The following is a 17,826-nucleotide window of genomic DNA, read 5'->3' as shown; positions in this document are numbered from 1 at the left end:
AACATCTGCAGCGGTTTTAAGATTACGTTCCTTAATCAACTGCCTGATTTGGTCATCTGTAAAAAAATCCATTTACTAACTCCCCATTGAAAAAATTATATTATGCTCAGGGGGTTTACACAAAATATTTTACACCCTCGTAAATTTAGGAAGTGGTGCTTACCACTTCCTTTATTCTGCCAAACTTTTCTTGCACAGCTATTTTCAAAAAGGGCCAAAAGAGTGTTGACATGGAGTTAACTCCATGTGCGATCCTCTACTCGGGAGGTTAAGGGGAAGGTAAAGTTATTAAATTAGGAAAGAGGAAGACTTAGTGAGGCAAAATATGTTAAGCAGGCTGGCAATTGAAAAGGAAAGGGAGATTAAAATGAATCTTACTGAAAAATTAGATATCTTAAAAGAAAACCTTAGAAATATGGAAAGTCTGGTTGTTGCCTTTTCAGGTGGTGTAGACAGTACATTTCTCCTCAAGGTTGCCTATGATGAACTCAAGGAAAATGTTTTGGCAGTGACTGCCCGCTCATCTACGTATCCTGAAAGGGAATACAGGGAAGCTGTCAGCTTTATTGAAAAGCTAGGTGCCAGACATATGGTCATCATGCCTGAGGAGCTGGACATTGACGGCTTCTCCAAAAATCCCGTAAACCGCTGTTATTACTGCAAGAAAGAACTGTTTTCTAAGATACGGGATATTGCTATGGAAAACGGCATTAAATATATCGCTGACGGTTCTAATGTAGATGACATGGGAGATTATAGGCCCGGTATAATGGCTGTGAAGGAACTGGAAGTAGTAAGCCCCTTGAGAGAAGCCGGAATGACTAAGGAGGATATACGTATACTTTCGAAAGAGATGAATCTTCCAACCTGGGACAAACCGGCCTTTGCATGCTTGTCATCAAGGTTTTCATATGGACAGGAAATAACAAGAGAGAAGCTTGAAATGGTGGATAAAGCAGAACAATTCTTGCTGGATGAAGGCTTTAAACAGGTGAGGGTGCGTCATCATGGAGAAATAGCCAGAATAGAGGTTGCTGCAGGAGAGCGTATAAAATTCTTTAATGAGGAGCTTATGGACAGGGTTTATGCTGAATTCAGGAAGATAGGCTTTAGCTATACGGCTCTTGATTTGAAGGGCTACAGGACCGGAAGTATGAATGAAACAATACTCTAATATAAGAGAGGTGCTTATTATGGATGGAGATGCCCTTAAGAAACTTCTCGAAAATGTGAAAGAAGGCCGTATGGGTTGGATTTGCAAAAGTTGACCATCACAGAAATATCCGTAACGGTTACCCCGAAGTCATATTCTGCGAGGATAAAACCTGTTGATCAGATAAAGTCAATTGTTCTAAAGCTCATGGAGCGCAATAACAATATACTTGCCACCAGGGCCGGGAAGGAAGTATATGAAGGTATACTGGAAGTGACCAGTGATGCGGTTTATTATGAAGCCGCCAGGATTGTTGTAGTAAAAAGAAGGGATATAGTTGTTACCGATAAAATTATAGCGGTTGTAACTGCCGGAACCTCGGATATTCCTGTGGCGGAAGAGGCTGCAATCACTGCCGAGACCCTCGGCAACAGAGTGGACAGGCTCTACGATGTTGGAGTTGCGGGTATACACCGCCTGCTTACCAATACCGACCACCTTATGCGGGCAAATGTGCTTATTGTTGTGGCCGGAATGGAGGGCGCCTTGGCCAGCGTTGTCGGTGGACTGGTAGACAAGCCTGTTATTGCCGTGCCAACCAGTGTGGGATATGGAGCGAATTTCGGAGGGCTTTCGGCACTTCCATGCTCAACAGCTATGCCTGTACCGGCAGTGATGGAGATGATGATCAAAAAGATTTTGATAACATTGTTAATGGAGAAATAAATATGCAAAAAAAATTCAAAAATGAAACAGGCAGTTAAATTTTTTGGCAATTAAACAATGTGCAGGGCACAGCTACTTATTTAATAACTCTTGACTTGGAGCTAACTCCAGGTGTTATGATATCGGTTGTCAGGAGGTGAAATCACATGACGATTGCAGAAGTAAGTGAAAAATTTGGTATTTCACAGGATACACTCCGCTATTATGAACGCATCGGACTAATTCCACGTGTGAACCGCAATAAAAGCGGAATCAGGGATTATACTGAAGAAGACTGTAAGTGGGTCGAGTTTATCATATGTATGCGGAATGCAGGTCTTCCAATTGAAGTATTGATTGAGTATGTCGAGCTGTTTCAACAGGGTGATGCGACCATTGAGGCCAGAAAAGAACTCTTAATCGAGCAGCGTAAGCTGTTAATTGCAAGAATGGAAGATATGCAGAAAACACTGGAACGCCTGAATTATAAAATTGCAGTATATGAACAGGTAGTAGTTGAAAAAGAAAAAGAACTAAAGAGATCGGAAAATTAATTTTATGGGCAAAAAGTATTGGCGCTGTCTGCCAGTCCGAGGGAAGGCGGAAATTCTGAGTAAAGTGGGTAATGAGCATCAAGCTATGCAGCTTGTAAAATCAAAGGAGGATTTTTAATGCAAAACGTAATTTTGAACAATGGTGTCGCGATGCCTATTTTGGGCTTTGGCGTTTATCAGATCAACGACGCAAAGGAATGCGAACAGTGTGTTTATGACGCGCTCATGGCAGGCTATCGTTTGATTGATACCGCTGCCGCTTATCTAAACGAAGAAGCGGTTGGCAGAGCAATCAAACGGAGCGGCGTACCGAGAGAGGAACTGTTTATTACGACTAAGCTCTGGATTCAGGACGCCGGTTGTGAAAGAACGAAGAAAGCTTTTGAGAAATCGCTGAAAAGATTGCAATTGGATTATTTGGATTTGTATTTAATTCATCAGCCGTTTGGCGATGTATATGGTTCTTGGCGTGCTATGGAGGAACTGTATCGTGAGGGGAAAATTAGGGCGATTGGGGTTAGTAACTTTCCGATGGATCGTTTGGTGGATTTGATTGTTCATAATGAAGTGGTTCCTGCCGTAAATCAGGTTGAAACAAATCCATTCTGTCAGCAAATAGAAAGTGCTAAACTGATGAAAGAGTACAATGTACAAATCGAGTCCTGGGCTCCTTTTGCGGAAGGAAGAAATAATTTGTTCCAGAACGAAGTTTTGGTATCACTGTCGGAAAAGTATAACAAATCAGTTGCCCAGGTGGTTTTACGCTGGTTGACGCAAAGAGGAGTGGTTGCGATTCCAAAGTCTGTTCACAAAGAAAGAATTATTGAAAACTTCAATATTTTTGACTTTGAGTTAAGCCAGGACGATATGGAAAGAATTGCAACATTGGATACGAAAAAAAGCTGCTTCTTTTCACATAACGATCCGGAAATCGTGAAATGGCTTAGTAACGTTAAATTTGATATTTAATAGGAAGAATAAAAAAGATGCTTGATTAGAAAGGAAGGGATTAGAAATGGCAAATTCAAAAAGCCTTATCGCTTATTTTTCACGCAAAGGAAATAATTATGTGGGAGGTAGTATTGTAAACCTGCCAATTGGAAACACAGAAGTAATAGCAAAGAAAATACAGGAATTAACAGGAAGCGACATGTTCCAAATTAAAACAGTAAAATCTTATCCGGAAGATTATACGGAAACAACAAATGTAGCACAGGAAGAAAAGAGGGAAAACGCCAGACCTGAGCTTAAAGAAATAGTAGAAGATATGGATTCTTATGATGTGATTTATATCGGGTATCCGAATTGGTGGGGAACGATGCCGATGGCGGTATTTACGTTTTTAGAGTCCTATGATTTTTCAGGAAAGACTATTGTTCCATTTTGCACACATGAAGGTAGTGGAATGGGAAGTAGTGAGCGCGATATCAAGAAAATTTGTCCGAATGCAAAGGTGCTGCCTGGTTTAGCGATTCGAGGCGGCAGTGTTAACAGAGCAGACAAGGATGTTGCAAACTGGCTTAAAAAACTTGATTTGATACCATAAACGAAAAGGGGAAATAGAATTGGAAAAACGTAAATTGGGAAACAGCGGCCTTGAGGTTTGTAGCCCCAAAAAAGTTCTCCCCAAATAAAAAATTTCTTCCAGAATAAGAATTATAGGAGAACAACGAACAGAGATGTATACTATTTCACTTTTGAAGAACTTCGCGAAGTTGTACGCACAATTAAACTGGACTACCAGATCATAAGCCTTCGAAAAGACGAATACAAATTATATGAAAAACTAACTCCCCCGCGTGTTATCACATCTGATGGTGAAATCATTTCAGGTGAGTACAAACGAGAAAATCTCCCAGCTGAAGCTATTGTAGGTCTACCTGTTTCTTCCGGAATTATAGAGGGACGAGCACGTGTCATCTTAAACATGGAAGATGCTGATCTAGAAGCTGTAGATATATTAGTCACATCTTTTACTGACCCTAGCTGGACGCCATTGTTTGTATTCATAAAAGGCCTGGTTACTGAAGTTGGTGGACTGATGACCCCATGGGGCAGTTATCGCACGTGAATATGGCTTACCAGCAGTTGTCGGAGTAGAAAATGCTACCAAACTGATAAAAGATGGGCAAAGAATTCGCGTAAACGGAACAGAAGGATATGTAGAAATCTTATAATGGGGAAGATGATAAGCAATTAATTAAGGGTGGCGTAAGCCACTTTTTTACATAATGAAATAGTCAATGTAAATATATCTTGGAATTCAGGGTATTTCGGGGTATTGAGGCCGTGATTAAGGCAGGATGCTAAAAATTTGTTCCCTCAGGTTAATGGTTTGGGGGAATTTTTTTATTTAATAAAACACGATAATAATTTATTGACAAACGATAAAAATTTATTAAAATCAAAGTATAATACTATAATTAGCGAGGTGCTTTTAATGAAACGAGAAACACTCTTTTTAAAGATAGCTGTTGTCCTTATGGGACTTCCTGTCCTTGCTTTGTGTATATTTGTGTTACCCAGGATAGCTGAATATTTCGCGGAATTAAATCCAAATCTAGATTTTTTGCAATATCCCTTTTTAATTGGGTTATATTTAACAGCTTTAGTATTTTTCTATGCATTATATCAATCTGTCAAACTTTTAAGGTATATTGACAAGAACCAGGCGTTTTCGGAACTATCTGTAAAGGCTTTAAAGAACATCAAATATTGTGCCATCACTATTGGTGCCTTATATGTGGTATTTATGCCACTTTTATATCTCATGGCTGAGGCAGACGATGCCCCAGGTATTATACTAATCGGAATGGTCATTATTTTTGGTTGCATGGTAATTGCAGTCTTTGCTGCTGTTCTTCAAAAGCTATTAAAAAATGCCATAGACATAAAATCAGAAAATGATTTAACGATATGAGGTGAATAATATGGCAATTATCATCAATATTGATGTGATGCTGGCTAAAAGGAAAATGAGCGTTACAGAACTTTCGGACAGAGTTGGAATAACAATGGCTAATCTTTCTATATTGAAAAATGGAAAGGCAAAAGCAATAAGGTTTTCAACTTTGGAAGCAATTTGCAAGGCTTTGGACTGTCAGCCTGGAGATATTTTGGAATACAAAAGTGATTAAGACAATCAAGGATTATAAAGTTTGAATAATAAACATTGGATGAGAGTAGGACTTAATATGAAATTATCAGGGGAGGTATAATCATGGACATTAGCAATCTGATTATTGAAAATATTGCTAACCCCCATGAGCTGGAGAGACTGTTTAGGAAAGACCCTGAAGCTTTTAAAAAGTCATTCTCACACGCCTGGGAACAAAACCCTGATTCGCAGGTTCTTGCCGTTTGGTATGAAAGATTGCATTTCAAGGAGACGGCAAATACAGCAAAAGCTTTCTGGCTTCAGAAAGATTTTTTATCCATGGGAATTTTAGCGATTCTGGCCGGCATAAGCACCAGGATAATTTTACATTTTGCCGAACAGCAGGCAATAGCCCCTATTAACCTTGTTTTTGGCATAATTCCCTTTATTGCCGCCTATTTTGTAAACAATAATACCCCCAAAAAAAATATTCTTTACGCCCTTGCATCGTTATTCCTAATCTCCGGATTTTATCTTAATATGCTGCCCCTGGAGCATAAAGACAGTATTATCCTGGCTTATATGCATCTCCCCGTTTTCTTATGGGTATTATTGGGGCTTGCATTTACAGGAAATGAATATGGTTTAGGCAGTAGAAGATTAGCTTATCTTAAGTTTAATGGGGAATTCTTAATTCTCTACGTCATTATGGCAATCAGCGGGATGCTGCTGACAGCATTAACCACGCAGTTATTTAGGTTTGTCGGCATGGATATAGAGCAATTCTATTTTAAAAATGTCGTTGTATTTGGTGCTGCGGCTCTCGCTGTTGTGGCTTCATACCTGGTATCAAGGAACCTTAAACTTGCTAAAAATATTGCGCCATATATAGCCAAAATTTTTAGTCCTCTTGTACTGGCTACATTGCTGGTCTATCTTATAATGGTTATTTGGGTCGGAAAAAATCCATTCTTGGACCGCAATTTCCTCCTAGCCTTCAACGGCATACTCCTTAGTGTATTGGCCATCACCATATTCTCCATTACCGAAAGCGGCGCAGACGAGATCAGGAACATTTCTGATTATATAAATTTTGCCCTGATTGTTCTTGCTCTTGTCATTGACAGTGTGGCTTTATCAGCTATAGTGTTCAGGCTTTCTTCTTATGGGATTTCGCCCAACAGACTTGCTGTTTTGGGCGTAAACATACTTATCTGGGCCAATCTAATTTGGATTATGATCTCCTATATGCGTTTTCTGAAAAACAAAACCGGGCTTTCAACGATCCAAGATGCCGTTACTAAGTATTTGCCGGTCTACGGACTTTGGGCAGCTTTTGTTACATTTACTTTTCCTTTAATTTTTTAGGTTCTAGAAAGAATCCAATGGGAGTTTGCTGCCATAAGATCGTTCAGGAAGCAATAAATAAAGGATTGGCAATGAAATGATTGAAATAATGCAAGATGCCGAATACACTGGAATTGACTGTGGTAACATATCCAGTGTTTTCTTTTGCTTGCTTTTTACAGTCCCAAGCATATAGAATGCGTGGGGCTGATAGAGAAAAATTGAATTGTAAATATTATTATTAATGAGTATAATAAAGTTAGAAATTTAAACTTTACTACCTGGAGTTGATTAAAATGCTTGTTGAATTTAAACAGAAATCACAAGTTACAATACCCAGTGAACTGGTTAAAAAAATTGAACCTCCGTCCTGGTGACAAGCTCGAAGTTGTTGAGCAGGATGGCCGCCTTATTATTACTCCGGTTGTTGTTATTCCCAGAGACCAGATGTGGTTTTATTCAAAAGAATGGCAGCAGGGTGAAGCGCGGGTGAATGAAGACATAAAGGAAGGAAAAGTCAGGACCGCCTCTTCCAAAGCAGAACTATTCCACCACAGCCAGCGGTTGCAGGTGCTCAAAGCCATAGACAAGGTTTCAGACAACCCCTTGCCGCAGAACGAAGGGGGATACGGCAAACCAGGTTATTGTGCTATCTGCAAGGGCAGATGACGAGGTTTACCTATTGGCACAGAAAAGAACAGATAAATAGCAGGAAATGAACGATGAAACGTCCGGAAAAGCCGGGCGTTTTTACTTTGAAAGGAGGACTTTTATGAGCTGATTGGCAGGCCCATTAGCAAACTCGACCTTGATAACATCAGCATCAAGGACTTGCGTACCATTATTTTTGCCGGTCTGTTTCACGAGGACAAAAACCCGTCTCCGGAAACGGTAGGAGAACTGAGTGGCAAGTTTTCGGATATCAACAGCGTAGCTGAGAAGCAGGGTGAAGCCATTCTTACTGCCTTTGGAATTTTTAACAATCCTACCGGCAGGGACAGCTTTTTAAGTAAAAATATTCTGTGAAAATATATTAAGAGCATGATTTTAGAACCAATAAATAGTATAATATAATCAGGTGATGTATATGGAACAAATAATAAATTATATTGAATTGAATAAGATAGTGGATACTCTGCAGGAAAACATCCGTCCTAAAAAAATATACCTGTTTGGTTCCTATGCTTATGGCCAGCCGGATAAGGAAAGCGATATTGATCTTTGCATTATTACTGATGATAACGGTAAAAGAAAGATAGAGGTTTTAAGAGAGGCAAGGCGGGCTTTGACATCTATTGTTTCGCAGCCTATAGATCTTTTAGTCTATAGAAATGAAGAATTTGAAGAACGGGCACGTCTTTCCACTACCTTAGAGTATAAAATTATGAATGAAGGGATTATGCTCTATGAACAATAGGGAAATTGCCAAGGAATGGTTTCTCTATGCTGCCAAGGACCTTCAATCGGCTGTTTACCTTCAAGGTATGCGGCCTGTTCCAGTGGAAATTATCTGCTACCACTGCCAGCAGAGGGCTGAAAAGTATCTTAAAGGGTATATTGCATTAAACGGTGGAGGAATTCAGAAGATTCACGATCTTGTTGCCCTTAATAGAATATGTAGGAACTATGATTTAAGCTTTGCCGAAATCCAAGACGACTGCTTGAACCTAACTGATTATGGGGTACAAGCCCGTTACCCCTTTAATCTAGAACTTAATGAAATGGATATGCTGCTGGCATTGAAAAGTGCGGAGCGGATTCGGGATTTTGTTAAACAGAAAGCAAAGGATATTAACCTGGGTATCCAAACAGGCGGCTGATTGTTATGTTAGCGGACTTAAACCTAAATTTTATCTGACCACAGTGAAAAGCTGTGGTTTTTATATTTTCCCCTATTTGAAGTTGGGAGCAGTTTTTTAAAAATAACGATTTCTGTCTGTTTATTAAGTATCGAGCCCAAGGTCGAATAGGTAAAACTGTATTTTTGGGGGGAATTAAAGGAGCTATGACCGGCATGTACATATAGATGACACAGTACAATGGATCCAGCATTTATCGGGTAAAGTGCCAATTGTGTGGGAGGACCAATGCTGTAATTCCGGATTTCATAAGGCCGTACAAGCATTATTCAGAGCACAGGAGTTAATCGGAGGCAGGGTTGTTGTGGGGCATTGCTCAAAAGAAAACACAGTGAGTGAAGCATTGCGTAGCAAGGCTTTATGGGTTTTTTTGGGCTGCCGGAACGTGTCTTGATAGCTATTGTTAGCGAATTACAAAAGAGAGAAAATGTAACCCGGACGGTCATCTTAGGCTCCCGCGCCCGGAGGGATTATAAATATAATTCCGATATTGACTTGGCTGTCTACTGTGAAGGAAACCTGCCCGCCGGGCTGCGGTCGGAGATATATATCAATTATTTCCCCCTATTCCCGGCTTCCGGGAATTTAAATTTGTCCGCAGGCTGAATAGGGGAATTTATATCAACTGTTTCCAATATCCCTGATTTTTCATTTCCACTACGTATAAAGCTTACCTCGCAGCCAAAAGATTCAGCAATAAATCTTAAAGGTATGTACATGGTGCCGTTTATGATTTTAGGTTCTAAAGGCATATCAATTTCTTTGCCATTAACTTTAGCGACCTTACTACCAACCGTTACCTCTATACTTACGTCTGCAGCCTTGACAGTGATGGCACGTTTATCTGGGTCCCAATCACCTAACTCGCCCTTTATTGAATCTATAAATTTGCGAAGTGGCACAGCATAAACTCCACCGTCTTTGATCGGTGCGGGGTCATATTGCTGCTTATTGCCGTTAATCTTCACAACCGTCTTCAACGGAGGTGAAATTTTCTGTTCAAACTCAACCGGTATTTGGTCTTGAATGATGACCGGGGTCCCCTTTGGGATGTTGTAGTATAACCATTTCGAATCTTCAAGTGACAACCTTACACATCCGTGGGAAGCCTGACTGCCGAGTTTTTTTGCTTCCGCTTGAATCAATTTTCCATGCTTATCAAAAGGTACACTGTGGAAAAGGTATCCATGGTTAAACCTTATCCAGTTCCATCCTCCCTGGCCGTATTTCGGACTGTAAAAAGACTTTCCTCGGCTACCGATTAAGTATGTACCTGTTGGAGTCCCCGCCCCTATTTTAGCAATTCCGGTTGAAACAATGCAGGATTTTACTAATGAATTGTTCTTGTAAATGTAGATTTTTTGCTCACTTATGACTACAAGTATTCCCCAGTCCTGCCTTGGATGGACAGTCTTCAACAAATTTTTGGGGATATAACCTTCAACTATTTTTCCAGTATCATAATCTCTTGCTCTAACAAAACTGTAATCTTTACCTGAACGGAGAACTTCGATACCTGTCAAACTTCCATATATTTTTCCAACTGTTTTGGATCTTTTGTTAGGCTGCACTTTAACCTTAACAAAAGAATTTTCTCCGTTATTAACCACGACCATGGTTTTTGGAAATGACGGTGCAGGCAAAACACCGGTTTCATTACTTGGTAGTTTCTCGAATTTTTGCCGAGACGGTGAGGGGGCATAAATCGCATCAGTCAGAGATTCTTCGGAATCTGGGGAGGAAGCCCAAGCCGATACCCCGTAGAATGAAAATATCATGATTATTAGCGAGAAACCTATAATTATTCTTTTCACGTTTACGTACCTCAATGAAGCCTTTGTTACGACGGTCTTGCTTTTATGACTCGGTCATGCTTTTTTATTCATTTTTCTGCGTGTACATTATTAAATACTTCCAATTTGTAAGAAATCGTTCCAGGACGGACACAGTGGGTGTAGTTTTAAAGACATGCTAGCAAAGCCAATTATCCGAAAAAAACAGGCTGGCGGTAACTGATTATACCTGATTTTCATTAAAAATTAAACAGGTACGTGGGAAAAAGCCCCCGGTGTAGACAGGAATTCTGGAACGAATGTTAAATATTTTCAGGAAAGGGCACACAGTCTAAAGGTGAACAAATAAAAACTATGGGCGCTTAAAGTTATTGATTACAATTTAAAATAAAGGAGCGATAAAATGAAAATACTGGTGACGGGCGGAGCGGGGTTTATCGGGTCAAATTTCCTGAATCTGTTTGTACCCAGGTACCCTGACTGCCGATTTATAAACCTCGACAAGCTGACATACGCGGCTAATCTGCTGAACTTAAAAAATATTCAGGCCAAGCAAAATTATGTGTTTGTGCGCGGTGATATAGCCGATTATTCGACCGTGGCTGCCGTATTTGAAAAATACGAACCGGACATAGTTGTCCATTTTGCTGCGGAAAGCCACGTGGACAGAAGCATCCTGGGGCCGGCTGATTTTATTAACACCAATATTTTAGGCACTTTTAATTTATTGGAAGCCTGTCGTAAATACTGGGGAGACCGGCCGGGGAAACTGTTTCACCACGTAAGTACCGACGAGGTATACGGTTCGCTGGGTGAAACAGGATATTTTACGGAAGAAACCCGATATGACCCCAGTAGCCCTTATTCGGCTTCCAAGGCTTCCAGCGACCATTTGGTCAGGGCTTATCACCGTACCTATGGCTTGCCTGTTAAGGTAACGAACTGTTCCAATAATTACGGACCTTACCAATTTCCCGAAAAACTTATTCCCCTGATGATTTTACATGCCTTGGAAGGAAAAAGTTTACCTGTCTACGGCACCGGCGAAAACGTGCGGGACTGGCTTTTTGTAGAGGACCACTGCGAGGCTATCTGGACGGTCATAGAGAAGGGGAATGTTGGAGAGACATATAATATTGGCGGTAATAACCAGTGGAAAAATATTGATATAGTACACAAGATATGCGACCTGCTTGGCGAAAAGCTGGACAAAGACCCGCAGGAATTCAAAAAGCTCATTACTTTTGTCAAAGACAGGCCCGGTCATGACCTGCGCTATGCCATTGATGCAACAAAGATCAGAGACCAATTAGGCTGGAAACCGCGGGAAACCTTTGAAACCGGATTAAACAAAACCATCGACTGGTATCTGCACAATAAAGATTGGGTAGAAAGTGTGAAAACAGGTGACTACAAAAAATGGCTCGAGATGAACTATGGGACGTAAGGAGGTTAAATGTTTCCTACGCTCTGATACGTCTATTGGAAGGTTGGGTAAGGGGGAGTAAGAGGCCGCTGTTGAGGTAAAACAATAAGTTGCGACTTGGTGGAGGGCGGGTAGACAGTGTTAACGACAGTGAGGGCTTGAAATCGCTGTTTCCGGCACGGACGCCGGAAACCCGGCCACGAGCCATGGACGGCGATTTGGCCGGGGTCAGAGATTTCAACTGAACGGAGTTTTACACTGTCTCCGCCCGTAACCTCGGAGCAACGGTTGTTTTACTTCCACAGCGGCAGTTTCTTTTTTGTAGCACAGCGCCCTTTGCCATTTTCGAACATGCGGGAACTTTCTGCCTTCCTGTCTGTGGTTTGCGGGTGTAGTCGCTTCTTAACGGTAGCATGAGAACCCACCCACCTCTCCATGTAAAAACCTGGCGGGGAACCCTATCACCTAGGATTTGTAATTATTTCCGGTTTAATCTTCCAGATTTGGGTGGCATATTCGGTGATTGTCCTGTCGCTGGAGAATTTACCTGAGTGAGCAATGTTGACTAGAGACATTTTCTGCCATTTATATTTATCCCTGAAGGTTTTATCCACCTCTAACTGAGTATCGGCATATGAAGCAAAATCCTTTAATACGAAGAAGGGATCATTGTTATGAGTTAGATCATCATAAAGGATGCGGAATTCTTCGCCGGCTACCGGGAAAAAACCGTTAACCAACTGGTCCACAACGGTTTTTACCCTTGAGTCTTTGGCATAAACATCCCATGAACAGTAGCCGCCGTTGTGATAATAGTTGGCCACTTCTTCTGCCGTAAGGCCAAAGATAAAAATGTTGTCGCGGCCTACCACCTCGCAAATTTCAATATTCGCGCCATCCATAGTGCCAATAGTAACGGCGCCGTTCATCATAAATTTCATATTGCCCGTGCCCGAGGCCTCTTTGCCGGCGGTGGAAATTTGTTCGCTTAAATCGGCTGCCGGGAAAATCATTTCGGCCAGGGTAACCCGGTAATTCTCCAGGAATATGACTTTGATTTTATCTTTTATGCGCTTATCATTGTTGATCATTGAGGCCAGGGTATTAATCAGTTTGATAGTGGTTTTAGCATGAACGTAACTGGGCGAGGCCTTGGCGCCAAAGATAAAGGTTCGGGGTACAATGTCCAAATCGGGGTTTTCACGGAGCCGGTTGTAAAGGTCCATAATATGCAGTACATTTAATAACTGTCTCTTATAGGCGTGCATTCGTTTAACCTGTACATCAAAGATTGAATAAAGGTCTACGCTGATGTTGTATTTATCTTTGATATACTTGGCTAACTGCGCTTTATTACGCTGTTTGATTTGGGCCAATTTGTCGAGGAAAGCTGTGTCATTCCTGTATTTTTCCAGACTAATCAGGTCAATGGGGTATTTAATCCAGTTAGCGCCAATGGTTTCAGAAATTAAGTTGGCCAGGGCCGGGTTTGCTTTAAGCAGCCACCTCCTATGTGTGACGCCATTGGTTTTATTATTGAACTTGTGGGGGTAAACCTCATAAAAGTTCTTCATTTCTTGATTCTTCAGGATTTCCGTATGTATTTTAGATACGCCGTTAATACTATGACTTCCAACGATAGCCAGGTGGGCCATTTTGACCTGGCCGTCGGCTATAATAGCCATTTTGTGAATTCTGTCCCAGTCTCCGGGATATTTGTTCCACAGTTCCCGGCAGAACCGTTCATTGATTTCGTGGACGATCATGTAAATCCTGGGCAGTAAGTTCCGGAACATATCGACGGGCCATTTTTCCAGGGCTTCAGTCAAAATTGTATGGTTGGTATATGAGATGGTTTTGACGGTTATATCCCAGGCTTCATCCCAGCCCATACCTTCTTCGTCTATCAGTATACGCATTAGTTCCGGGATAGCCAGGACGGGGTGGGTATCATTAACATGAATTGCTATTTTTTTGTGGAAGCATTTCAGCGAACCATGGTATTTTTTATAGCGGCGAACAATACATTGCAGTCCGGCTGAAACGAAAAAATACTGTTGCTTCAGGCGTAGTTCCCGGCCTTTGTAATGGCTTTCATCGGGGTAGAGTATCTGTGAAATGGATTCCACCGAAGACCTGTATTCTACCGCCTTGACATAATCACCGCGACTGAAAGAAGAAAAATCAAAATCTTTAATGGCCGGCTCAGCGCTCCACAACCGCAGGGTATTAACGGTATTGCGTTCGTAACCGATAATAGGTGTGTCATAAGGCACTGCAATTATCGGCTCATAGTTTTCATGGATAAAGACTGTCCTGCCGTCTTGCTCTTCCACCCGGACATTTCCGTAGAACCGGACTTCCACGGCATTATCGGCCTTCCGGATTTCCCACACGTTGCCGTCCCTTAACCAGTTATCCGGCAGTTCCACCTGATAACCGTCCACAATTCTTTGCTCAAAAAAACCATATTTATACCGGATACCACAGCCATGTCCGGGAAGGCTCAGGGAGGCCAGGGAATCAAGAAAACAAGCTGCCAGGCGGCCGAGACCGCCGTTTCCGAGACCGGCATCAGGTTCTATGTTTTCCAGTAAGTTTAAATCTATGCCTAATTCTTTTAATGCTTCTTCACACATCTTTTTTGCCGACAGGTTAATCAGATTTGCCCCGAGCAGCCTGCCCAACAAGAATTCCATGGAAAAGTAGTAGACTTGTTTTACTTCTTTTTTTCGATACTGTTTATTTGTCTGCGCCCAGTACTTGGCGATGTGATCCCGAATCATGCTGCCTAAAGCGTTATATTTGTCCAGGTCGGATGCTTCATCGAGGCACTCGCCATATAGGGTGTGCAGTTTTTCCAGAAAAGCCTGTTTAAATTCTTCTTTATTTTTAAACATGGATCACCTCAACAACACCTTCCGTTTAGAAATAATATATTAAACAATATTAAACAAAAATGAAAGAATTCCTGTCTAATATTGTTTTCTCTTGTCATAATAGAGGGGAAAGCAAACGGGCCGCTGACTGGCGAATTCTGGCCGGCAAAGGTTTATCCGCCACATCGGACATTTGCAGTTTGAGCGATTTTGCCAGGTCCGCCTCAAAGTCAGCATCTATTTTTTCTACTAAAGTCTTATTATATAACATGGCATTTACTTCAAAATTTATTTGAAAACTGCGCATGTCTAAATTGGCGGAACCCAGAGAGGCCACCTCGCCGTCCACAGAAATAATCTTTGCGTGTATGAATCCAGGCTGGTAAAGGTATATCTCGATACCGGCTTCCATCAATTCTTCGAAATAACTTTGGGAGGCCCACTGTACTATTTTATGGTCCGGTTTGCCGGGTAAAATGATTTTTATATTTACGCCGCTGAGAGCAGATGTTTTTAGGGCCAGCAAAATTCCTTCATCCGGGATAAGATATGGGGTTGTGATTTTGATGGAATGTTCAGCAGCATTAATCATGGCGAAGTAAGACTGGCGTATTGCTTCCCAGTCAGAGTCGGGACCACTGGCTGCTATCTGGATGACTTTGCCTTTTGCCGGGTCAATTCCCGGACACGGTTCTTCAGGGAAATAGGTTGGGTTAGACAGCCTTTCCCCACTTACAAACTCCCAGTCCAGCAGGAAGATAACCTGCAGAAAATGGACAGCAGTACCTTCCAGTTTCAGGTGCGTATCCCGCCATTTGCCCAATTTGGGATGGCAGCCGAGATACTCATCGCCAATATTCAGGCCGCCAAGAAACCCCACTTTACCGTCGATTACGGTTATTTTTCGATGATTACGGTAATTTAACTTATTGTTGATAAAAGGCAGGGCAACGGGTAAAAAGGGTTCTATCTGAACACCGCTGTCACGGAGATCGCTGATATACTTTTTGGAAAGCTTCCAACTTCCTACGGCATCGTAAATTACCCTGACTTTTACGCCGCTTTTGGCTTTGCTGATTAATAGATTCTTTAGTTGATTTCCGATATTGTCGTCACGGATTATGTAATATTCCAGGTGTATATGATCCTGGGCTTTTTCCATTTCCGCAAACATGGCGGCAAAGGCTTCCTGGCCGTCAGACAGGACCTGGGCCCGGTTCCTCCTTGTGAAGGGCGCATGGGCATTGTTAAGCAGCAGGCTGATTAGCTGCTTTTTACTGCCCAGGGCTTCTACGGCTGCTTCCCGGTTGCTGTTTATACACTCGATCTGGCGGCGGACTATTTCACGCAAATGGTTCATTTCGTTGATATATTTGGTTCGAATTAGTTTGCGTTTGCGCCGGTTTTGTCCGAACATGAAGTAAAAAATAAACCCTAGGATAGGAAAAACGTTGATCACGGCCAGCCAGGCAATGGTTTTATAAGGGTTGCGCCGTTCCATAAAAATCAGGATACTGACTATGATGATGAGGATTGTCGAGGAGAAGGAATAGACCCATAATATTTTTTCACCGTATGCCGACCAAAAAGTTCCCAACATTTATTGGCCTCCTGTATTTGAACGCTCATAGTTCTTACAATATATAGTAACAGAAAAAAATGCCAAACAAAAGTATGTATTGCCGGACGGAATTCTATGCAAAACTGGAATTCACAGGGCTCATATGCAAAATTGTTTAAAAAAGGAAGCATTTAAAAGGTCTTGGTAAAAAAAATGCGTTTTGTTAAGGTATCCAAAATTGTTTGATTATTTCAATTTCAGTTTGCCCTTAACTGTATAAAATTGTATTTGAATTTAAAAAATAATGATGTTATATATTAATTAAAGGTCAGGGAAGGTCAAAATAAAAATATGGAGGTGTTGCTGTATGTTTGGTTTGACTCCTTACAGAAGACACGGAGTACAGAGAAGACCGGGAGATATCTTTGACTTGGAGGGGGTGTTTGAAAACTTTTTCCACGATCATTTTTGGCCCGCTTTTTATACCGGCGGTCAGATGAGGGTGGACATTAAGGAAAATGATAAAGAATATGTTGTGGAAGCGGAACTTCCAGGGGTGAAAAAAGATGAAATTAACGTGGAACTAAATGAAGACAGGCTTACTATAGCAGTGGAAAGAAAAGAAGAAACCAATGAAGAGAAAGAAAACTATATCCGCAAAGAAAGAAGATACGGTTCCATGGTAAGGAGTTTCTATGTGCCGAATATTTTAAACGACCAGGTAAGCGCAAAATTTGAAAACGGGGTATTGTCCATTGTACTGCCCAAGAGAGAACCTGGGAAAAACAAGGGTAACAGGATCGAGATTAAATAACATTGTATATAATCTTAAAGACTGGTAAAGTTTGTCAGGAAGAGGCCGCGTTGTTTCCGGTATCCTTATAAAGGTCGGGAACCAACGGGCCTTTTTTTGTTGAAAATTTTGCTAAGCAGAAGGTACAGCGTCCCGGCGGGTCGAAGTAATGGAGTACCGAAAAAATTCCTGCGGGAAAAAGGGTGAAGGGGGAATTCACTGTGTTTAAAAAAATTTTGGTACCTGTTGACGGATCGGGATGCTCCTTTAAAGCTCTCCAAAAGGCCGCGGCCATAGCGGAAAAGTTTGCCGGTGAATTAACGGTTATGCACGTAACTGTAATCCCTCCGGTTTTGATATCGGGTTTCGGAACGGAGATGGTCGTGCCCCAGCCGGTAATAGCCAACCTGGAGAAAGAAGCTAATGAAATTTTACGCAAAGCCCGGGAGTTGCTTGGGTCTCTGCCCTGTAATACTGTGGTCAAGAGTGGACATCCGGCCGGGGAAATATTGAAGGAAGCTCAAAACAGCTATGACCTTATTGTCATTGGCAGCAGGGGCATGGGAGAAATCAAAGGATTCCTGCTGGGTAGTGTCAGTGACCGGGTCGCTCATCATGCCAAGTGTCCGGTAATGATTGTACATTAAGTGTTTTAAGCC

20 protein-coding genes and 2 pseudogenes are annotated in these 17,826 nt (G+C 41.6%); 19 read left to right on the top strand and 3 right to left on the bottom strand.

Going from position 1 to position 17,826, the window contains the following annotated elements; translation table 11 throughout:
• Positions 1-367 precede the first annotated feature (367 nt).
• From larE to Tfer_RS15905, 15 genes and pseudogenes are all read left to right on the top strand, one after another.
• The gene (gene larE / locus Tfer_RS04870) at positions 368-1,174 is read left to right on the top strand and encodes an ATP-dependent sacrificial sulfur transferase LarE (protein ID WP_052217142.1); all 807 of its coding nucleotides are present in this window, start codon (positions 368-370) and stop codon (positions 1,172-1,174) included.
• 19 nt (positions 1,175-1,193) lie between these two features.
• Positions 1,194-1,795, top strand: a pseudogene (gene larB / locus Tfer_RS04865) (nickel pincer cofactor biosynthesis protein LarB); the annotation flags it as partial.
• Between the two features lie 230 nt (positions 1,796-2,025).
• The gene (locus Tfer_RS04860; RefSeq protein ID WP_052217138.1) at positions 2,026-2,412 is read left to right on the top strand and encodes a MerR family transcriptional regulator; all 387 of its coding nucleotides are present in this window, start codon (positions 2,026-2,028) and stop codon (positions 2,410-2,412) included.
• A 117-nt stretch (positions 2,413-2,529) separates the two neighbouring features.
• A complete protein-coding gene (locus tag Tfer_RS04855; RefSeq protein ID WP_052217137.1) occupies positions 2,530-3,381 on the top strand; it encodes an aldo/keto reductase in 852 nt (283 codons plus the stop codon).
• A gap of 46 nt (positions 3,382-3,427) precedes the next feature.
• Positions 3,428-3,958: a flavodoxin gene (locus tag Tfer_RS04850; RefSeq protein ID WP_052217136.1), complete on the top strand. Its 531-nt coding sequence runs from the start codon at positions 3,428-3,430 to the stop codon at positions 3,956-3,958.
• 132 nt (positions 3,959-4,090) lie between these two features.
• Positions 4,091-4,589: pseudogene (locus tag Tfer_RS15910) on the top strand (PEP-utilizing enzyme); the annotation flags it as partial.
• A gap of 263 nt (positions 4,590-4,852) precedes the next feature.
• Positions 4,853-5,332 (top strand): DUF2975 domain-containing protein, encoded by a 480-nt coding sequence (locus tag Tfer_RS04845; RefSeq protein ID WP_052217141.1) that lies wholly within the window; start codon positions 4,853-4,855, stop codon positions 5,330-5,332.
• Between the two features lie 10 nt (positions 5,333-5,342).
• Positions 5,343-5,549, top strand: coding sequence for a helix-turn-helix domain-containing protein (locus Tfer_RS04840; RefSeq protein WP_052217135.1), 207 nt, complete (start codon positions 5,343-5,345; stop codon positions 5,547-5,549).
• Positions 5,550-5,632: 83 nt separating this feature from the next.
• Positions 5,633-6,877 (top strand): hypothetical protein, encoded by a 1,245-nt coding sequence (locus Tfer_RS04835; protein WP_052217134.1) that lies wholly within the window; start codon positions 5,633-5,635, stop codon positions 6,875-6,877.
• 336 nt (positions 6,878-7,213) lie between these two features.
• Positions 7,214-7,525, top strand: a complete 312-nt coding sequence (locus Tfer_RS16880; RefSeq protein ID WP_242843551.1) for an AbrB/MazE/SpoVT family DNA-binding domain-containing protein — start codon at positions 7,214-7,216, stop codon at positions 7,523-7,525.
• Positions 7,526-7,687: 162 nt separating this feature from the next.
• A complete protein-coding gene (locus Tfer_RS04825; protein WP_052217133.1) occupies positions 7,688-7,882 on the top strand; it encodes a hypothetical protein in 195 nt (64 codons plus the stop codon).
• A 61-nt stretch (positions 7,883-7,943) separates the two neighbouring features.
• A complete protein-coding gene (locus Tfer_RS04820) occupies positions 7,944-8,273 on the top strand; it encodes a nucleotidyltransferase domain-containing protein (RefSeq protein ID WP_052217132.1) in 330 nt (109 codons plus the stop codon).
• The gene (locus Tfer_RS04815) at positions 8,263-8,676 is read left to right on the top strand and encodes a HEPN domain-containing protein (protein WP_052217131.1); all 414 of its coding nucleotides are present in this window, start codon (positions 8,263-8,265) and stop codon (positions 8,674-8,676) included. Before Tfer_RS04820 ends, Tfer_RS04815 begins: the two co-directional genes overlap by 11 nt.
• Positions 8,677-8,882: 206 nt before the next feature.
• Complete coding sequence (locus Tfer_RS17265; protein ID WP_427916552.1) at positions 8,883-9,002, top strand: DUF6431 domain-containing protein; 120 nt, start codon at positions 8,883-8,885, stop codon at positions 9,000-9,002.
• A gap of 73 nt (positions 9,003-9,075) precedes the next feature.
• Complete coding sequence (locus Tfer_RS15905; protein WP_083436787.1) at positions 9,076-9,321, top strand: nucleotidyltransferase family protein; 246 nt, start codon at positions 9,076-9,078, stop codon at positions 9,319-9,321.
• Here Tfer_RS15905 and Tfer_RS04810 read toward each other — a convergent pair.
• Positions 9,270-10,529 carry a stalk domain-containing protein gene (locus Tfer_RS04810; RefSeq protein ID WP_083436786.1) on the bottom strand — a complete coding sequence of 420 codons (1,260 nt, stop codon included), beginning with the start codon at positions 10,527-10,529 and terminating at the stop codon, positions 9,270-9,272. The two genes, Tfer_RS15905 and Tfer_RS04810, sit on opposite strands and share 52 nt — an antisense overlap.
• Positions 10,530-10,911: 382 nt before the next feature.
• Between Tfer_RS04810 and rfbB the strand changes: the two genes are divergently transcribed.
• The gene (rfbB, locus tag Tfer_RS04805) at positions 10,912-11,955 is read left to right on the top strand and encodes a dTDP-glucose 4,6-dehydratase (RefSeq protein WP_052217129.1); all 1,044 of its coding nucleotides are present in this window, start codon (positions 10,912-10,914) and stop codon (positions 11,953-11,955) included.
• A gap of 89 nt (positions 11,956-12,044) precedes the next feature.
• The gene (locus Tfer_RS17095; protein ID WP_282432053.1) at positions 12,045-12,179 is read left to right on the top strand and encodes a hypothetical protein; all 135 of its coding nucleotides are present in this window, start codon (positions 12,045-12,047) and stop codon (positions 12,177-12,179) included.
• A gap of 216 nt (positions 12,180-12,395) precedes the next feature.
• On the opposite strand, the gene Tfer_RS04800 is transcribed toward Tfer_RS17095, so the two are convergent.
• Positions 12,396-14,834, bottom strand: coding sequence for a glycogen/starch/alpha-glucan phosphorylase (locus Tfer_RS04800; protein WP_052217128.1), 2,439 nt, complete (start codon positions 14,832-14,834; stop codon positions 12,396-12,398).
• Positions 14,835-14,928: 94 nt separating this feature from the next.
• On the bottom strand, positions 14,929-16,413 hold the full coding sequence (gene cls, locus Tfer_RS04795) for a cardiolipin synthase (RefSeq protein WP_052217127.1): 1,485 nt from the start codon (positions 16,411-16,413) through the stop codon (positions 14,929-14,931).
• A gap of 328 nt (positions 16,414-16,741) precedes the next feature.
• Between cls and Tfer_RS04790 the strand changes: the two genes are divergently transcribed.
• Both Tfer_RS04790 and Tfer_RS04785 read left to right on the top strand, forming a co-directional pair.
• On the top strand, positions 16,742-17,188 hold the full coding sequence (locus tag Tfer_RS04790; protein ID WP_052217126.1) for an Hsp20/alpha crystallin family protein: 447 nt from the start codon (positions 16,742-16,744) through the stop codon (positions 17,186-17,188).
• A 200-nt stretch (positions 17,189-17,388) separates the two neighbouring features.
• Positions 17,389-17,814 carry a universal stress protein gene (locus tag Tfer_RS04785; RefSeq protein ID WP_052217125.1) on the top strand — a complete coding sequence of 142 codons (426 nt, stop codon included), beginning with the start codon at positions 17,389-17,391 and terminating at the stop codon, positions 17,812-17,814.
• Positions 17,815-17,826 lie beyond the last annotated feature (12 nt).

Source organism: Thermincola ferriacetica (assembly GCF_001263415.1).
GTDB lineage: Bacteria > Bacillota > Thermincolia > Thermincolales > Thermincolaceae > Thermincola > Thermincola ferriacetica.
The sequence above is the reverse complement of the archived record's forward strand: the minus strand, read 5'-3'. Positions and strand labels throughout refer to the sequence as shown.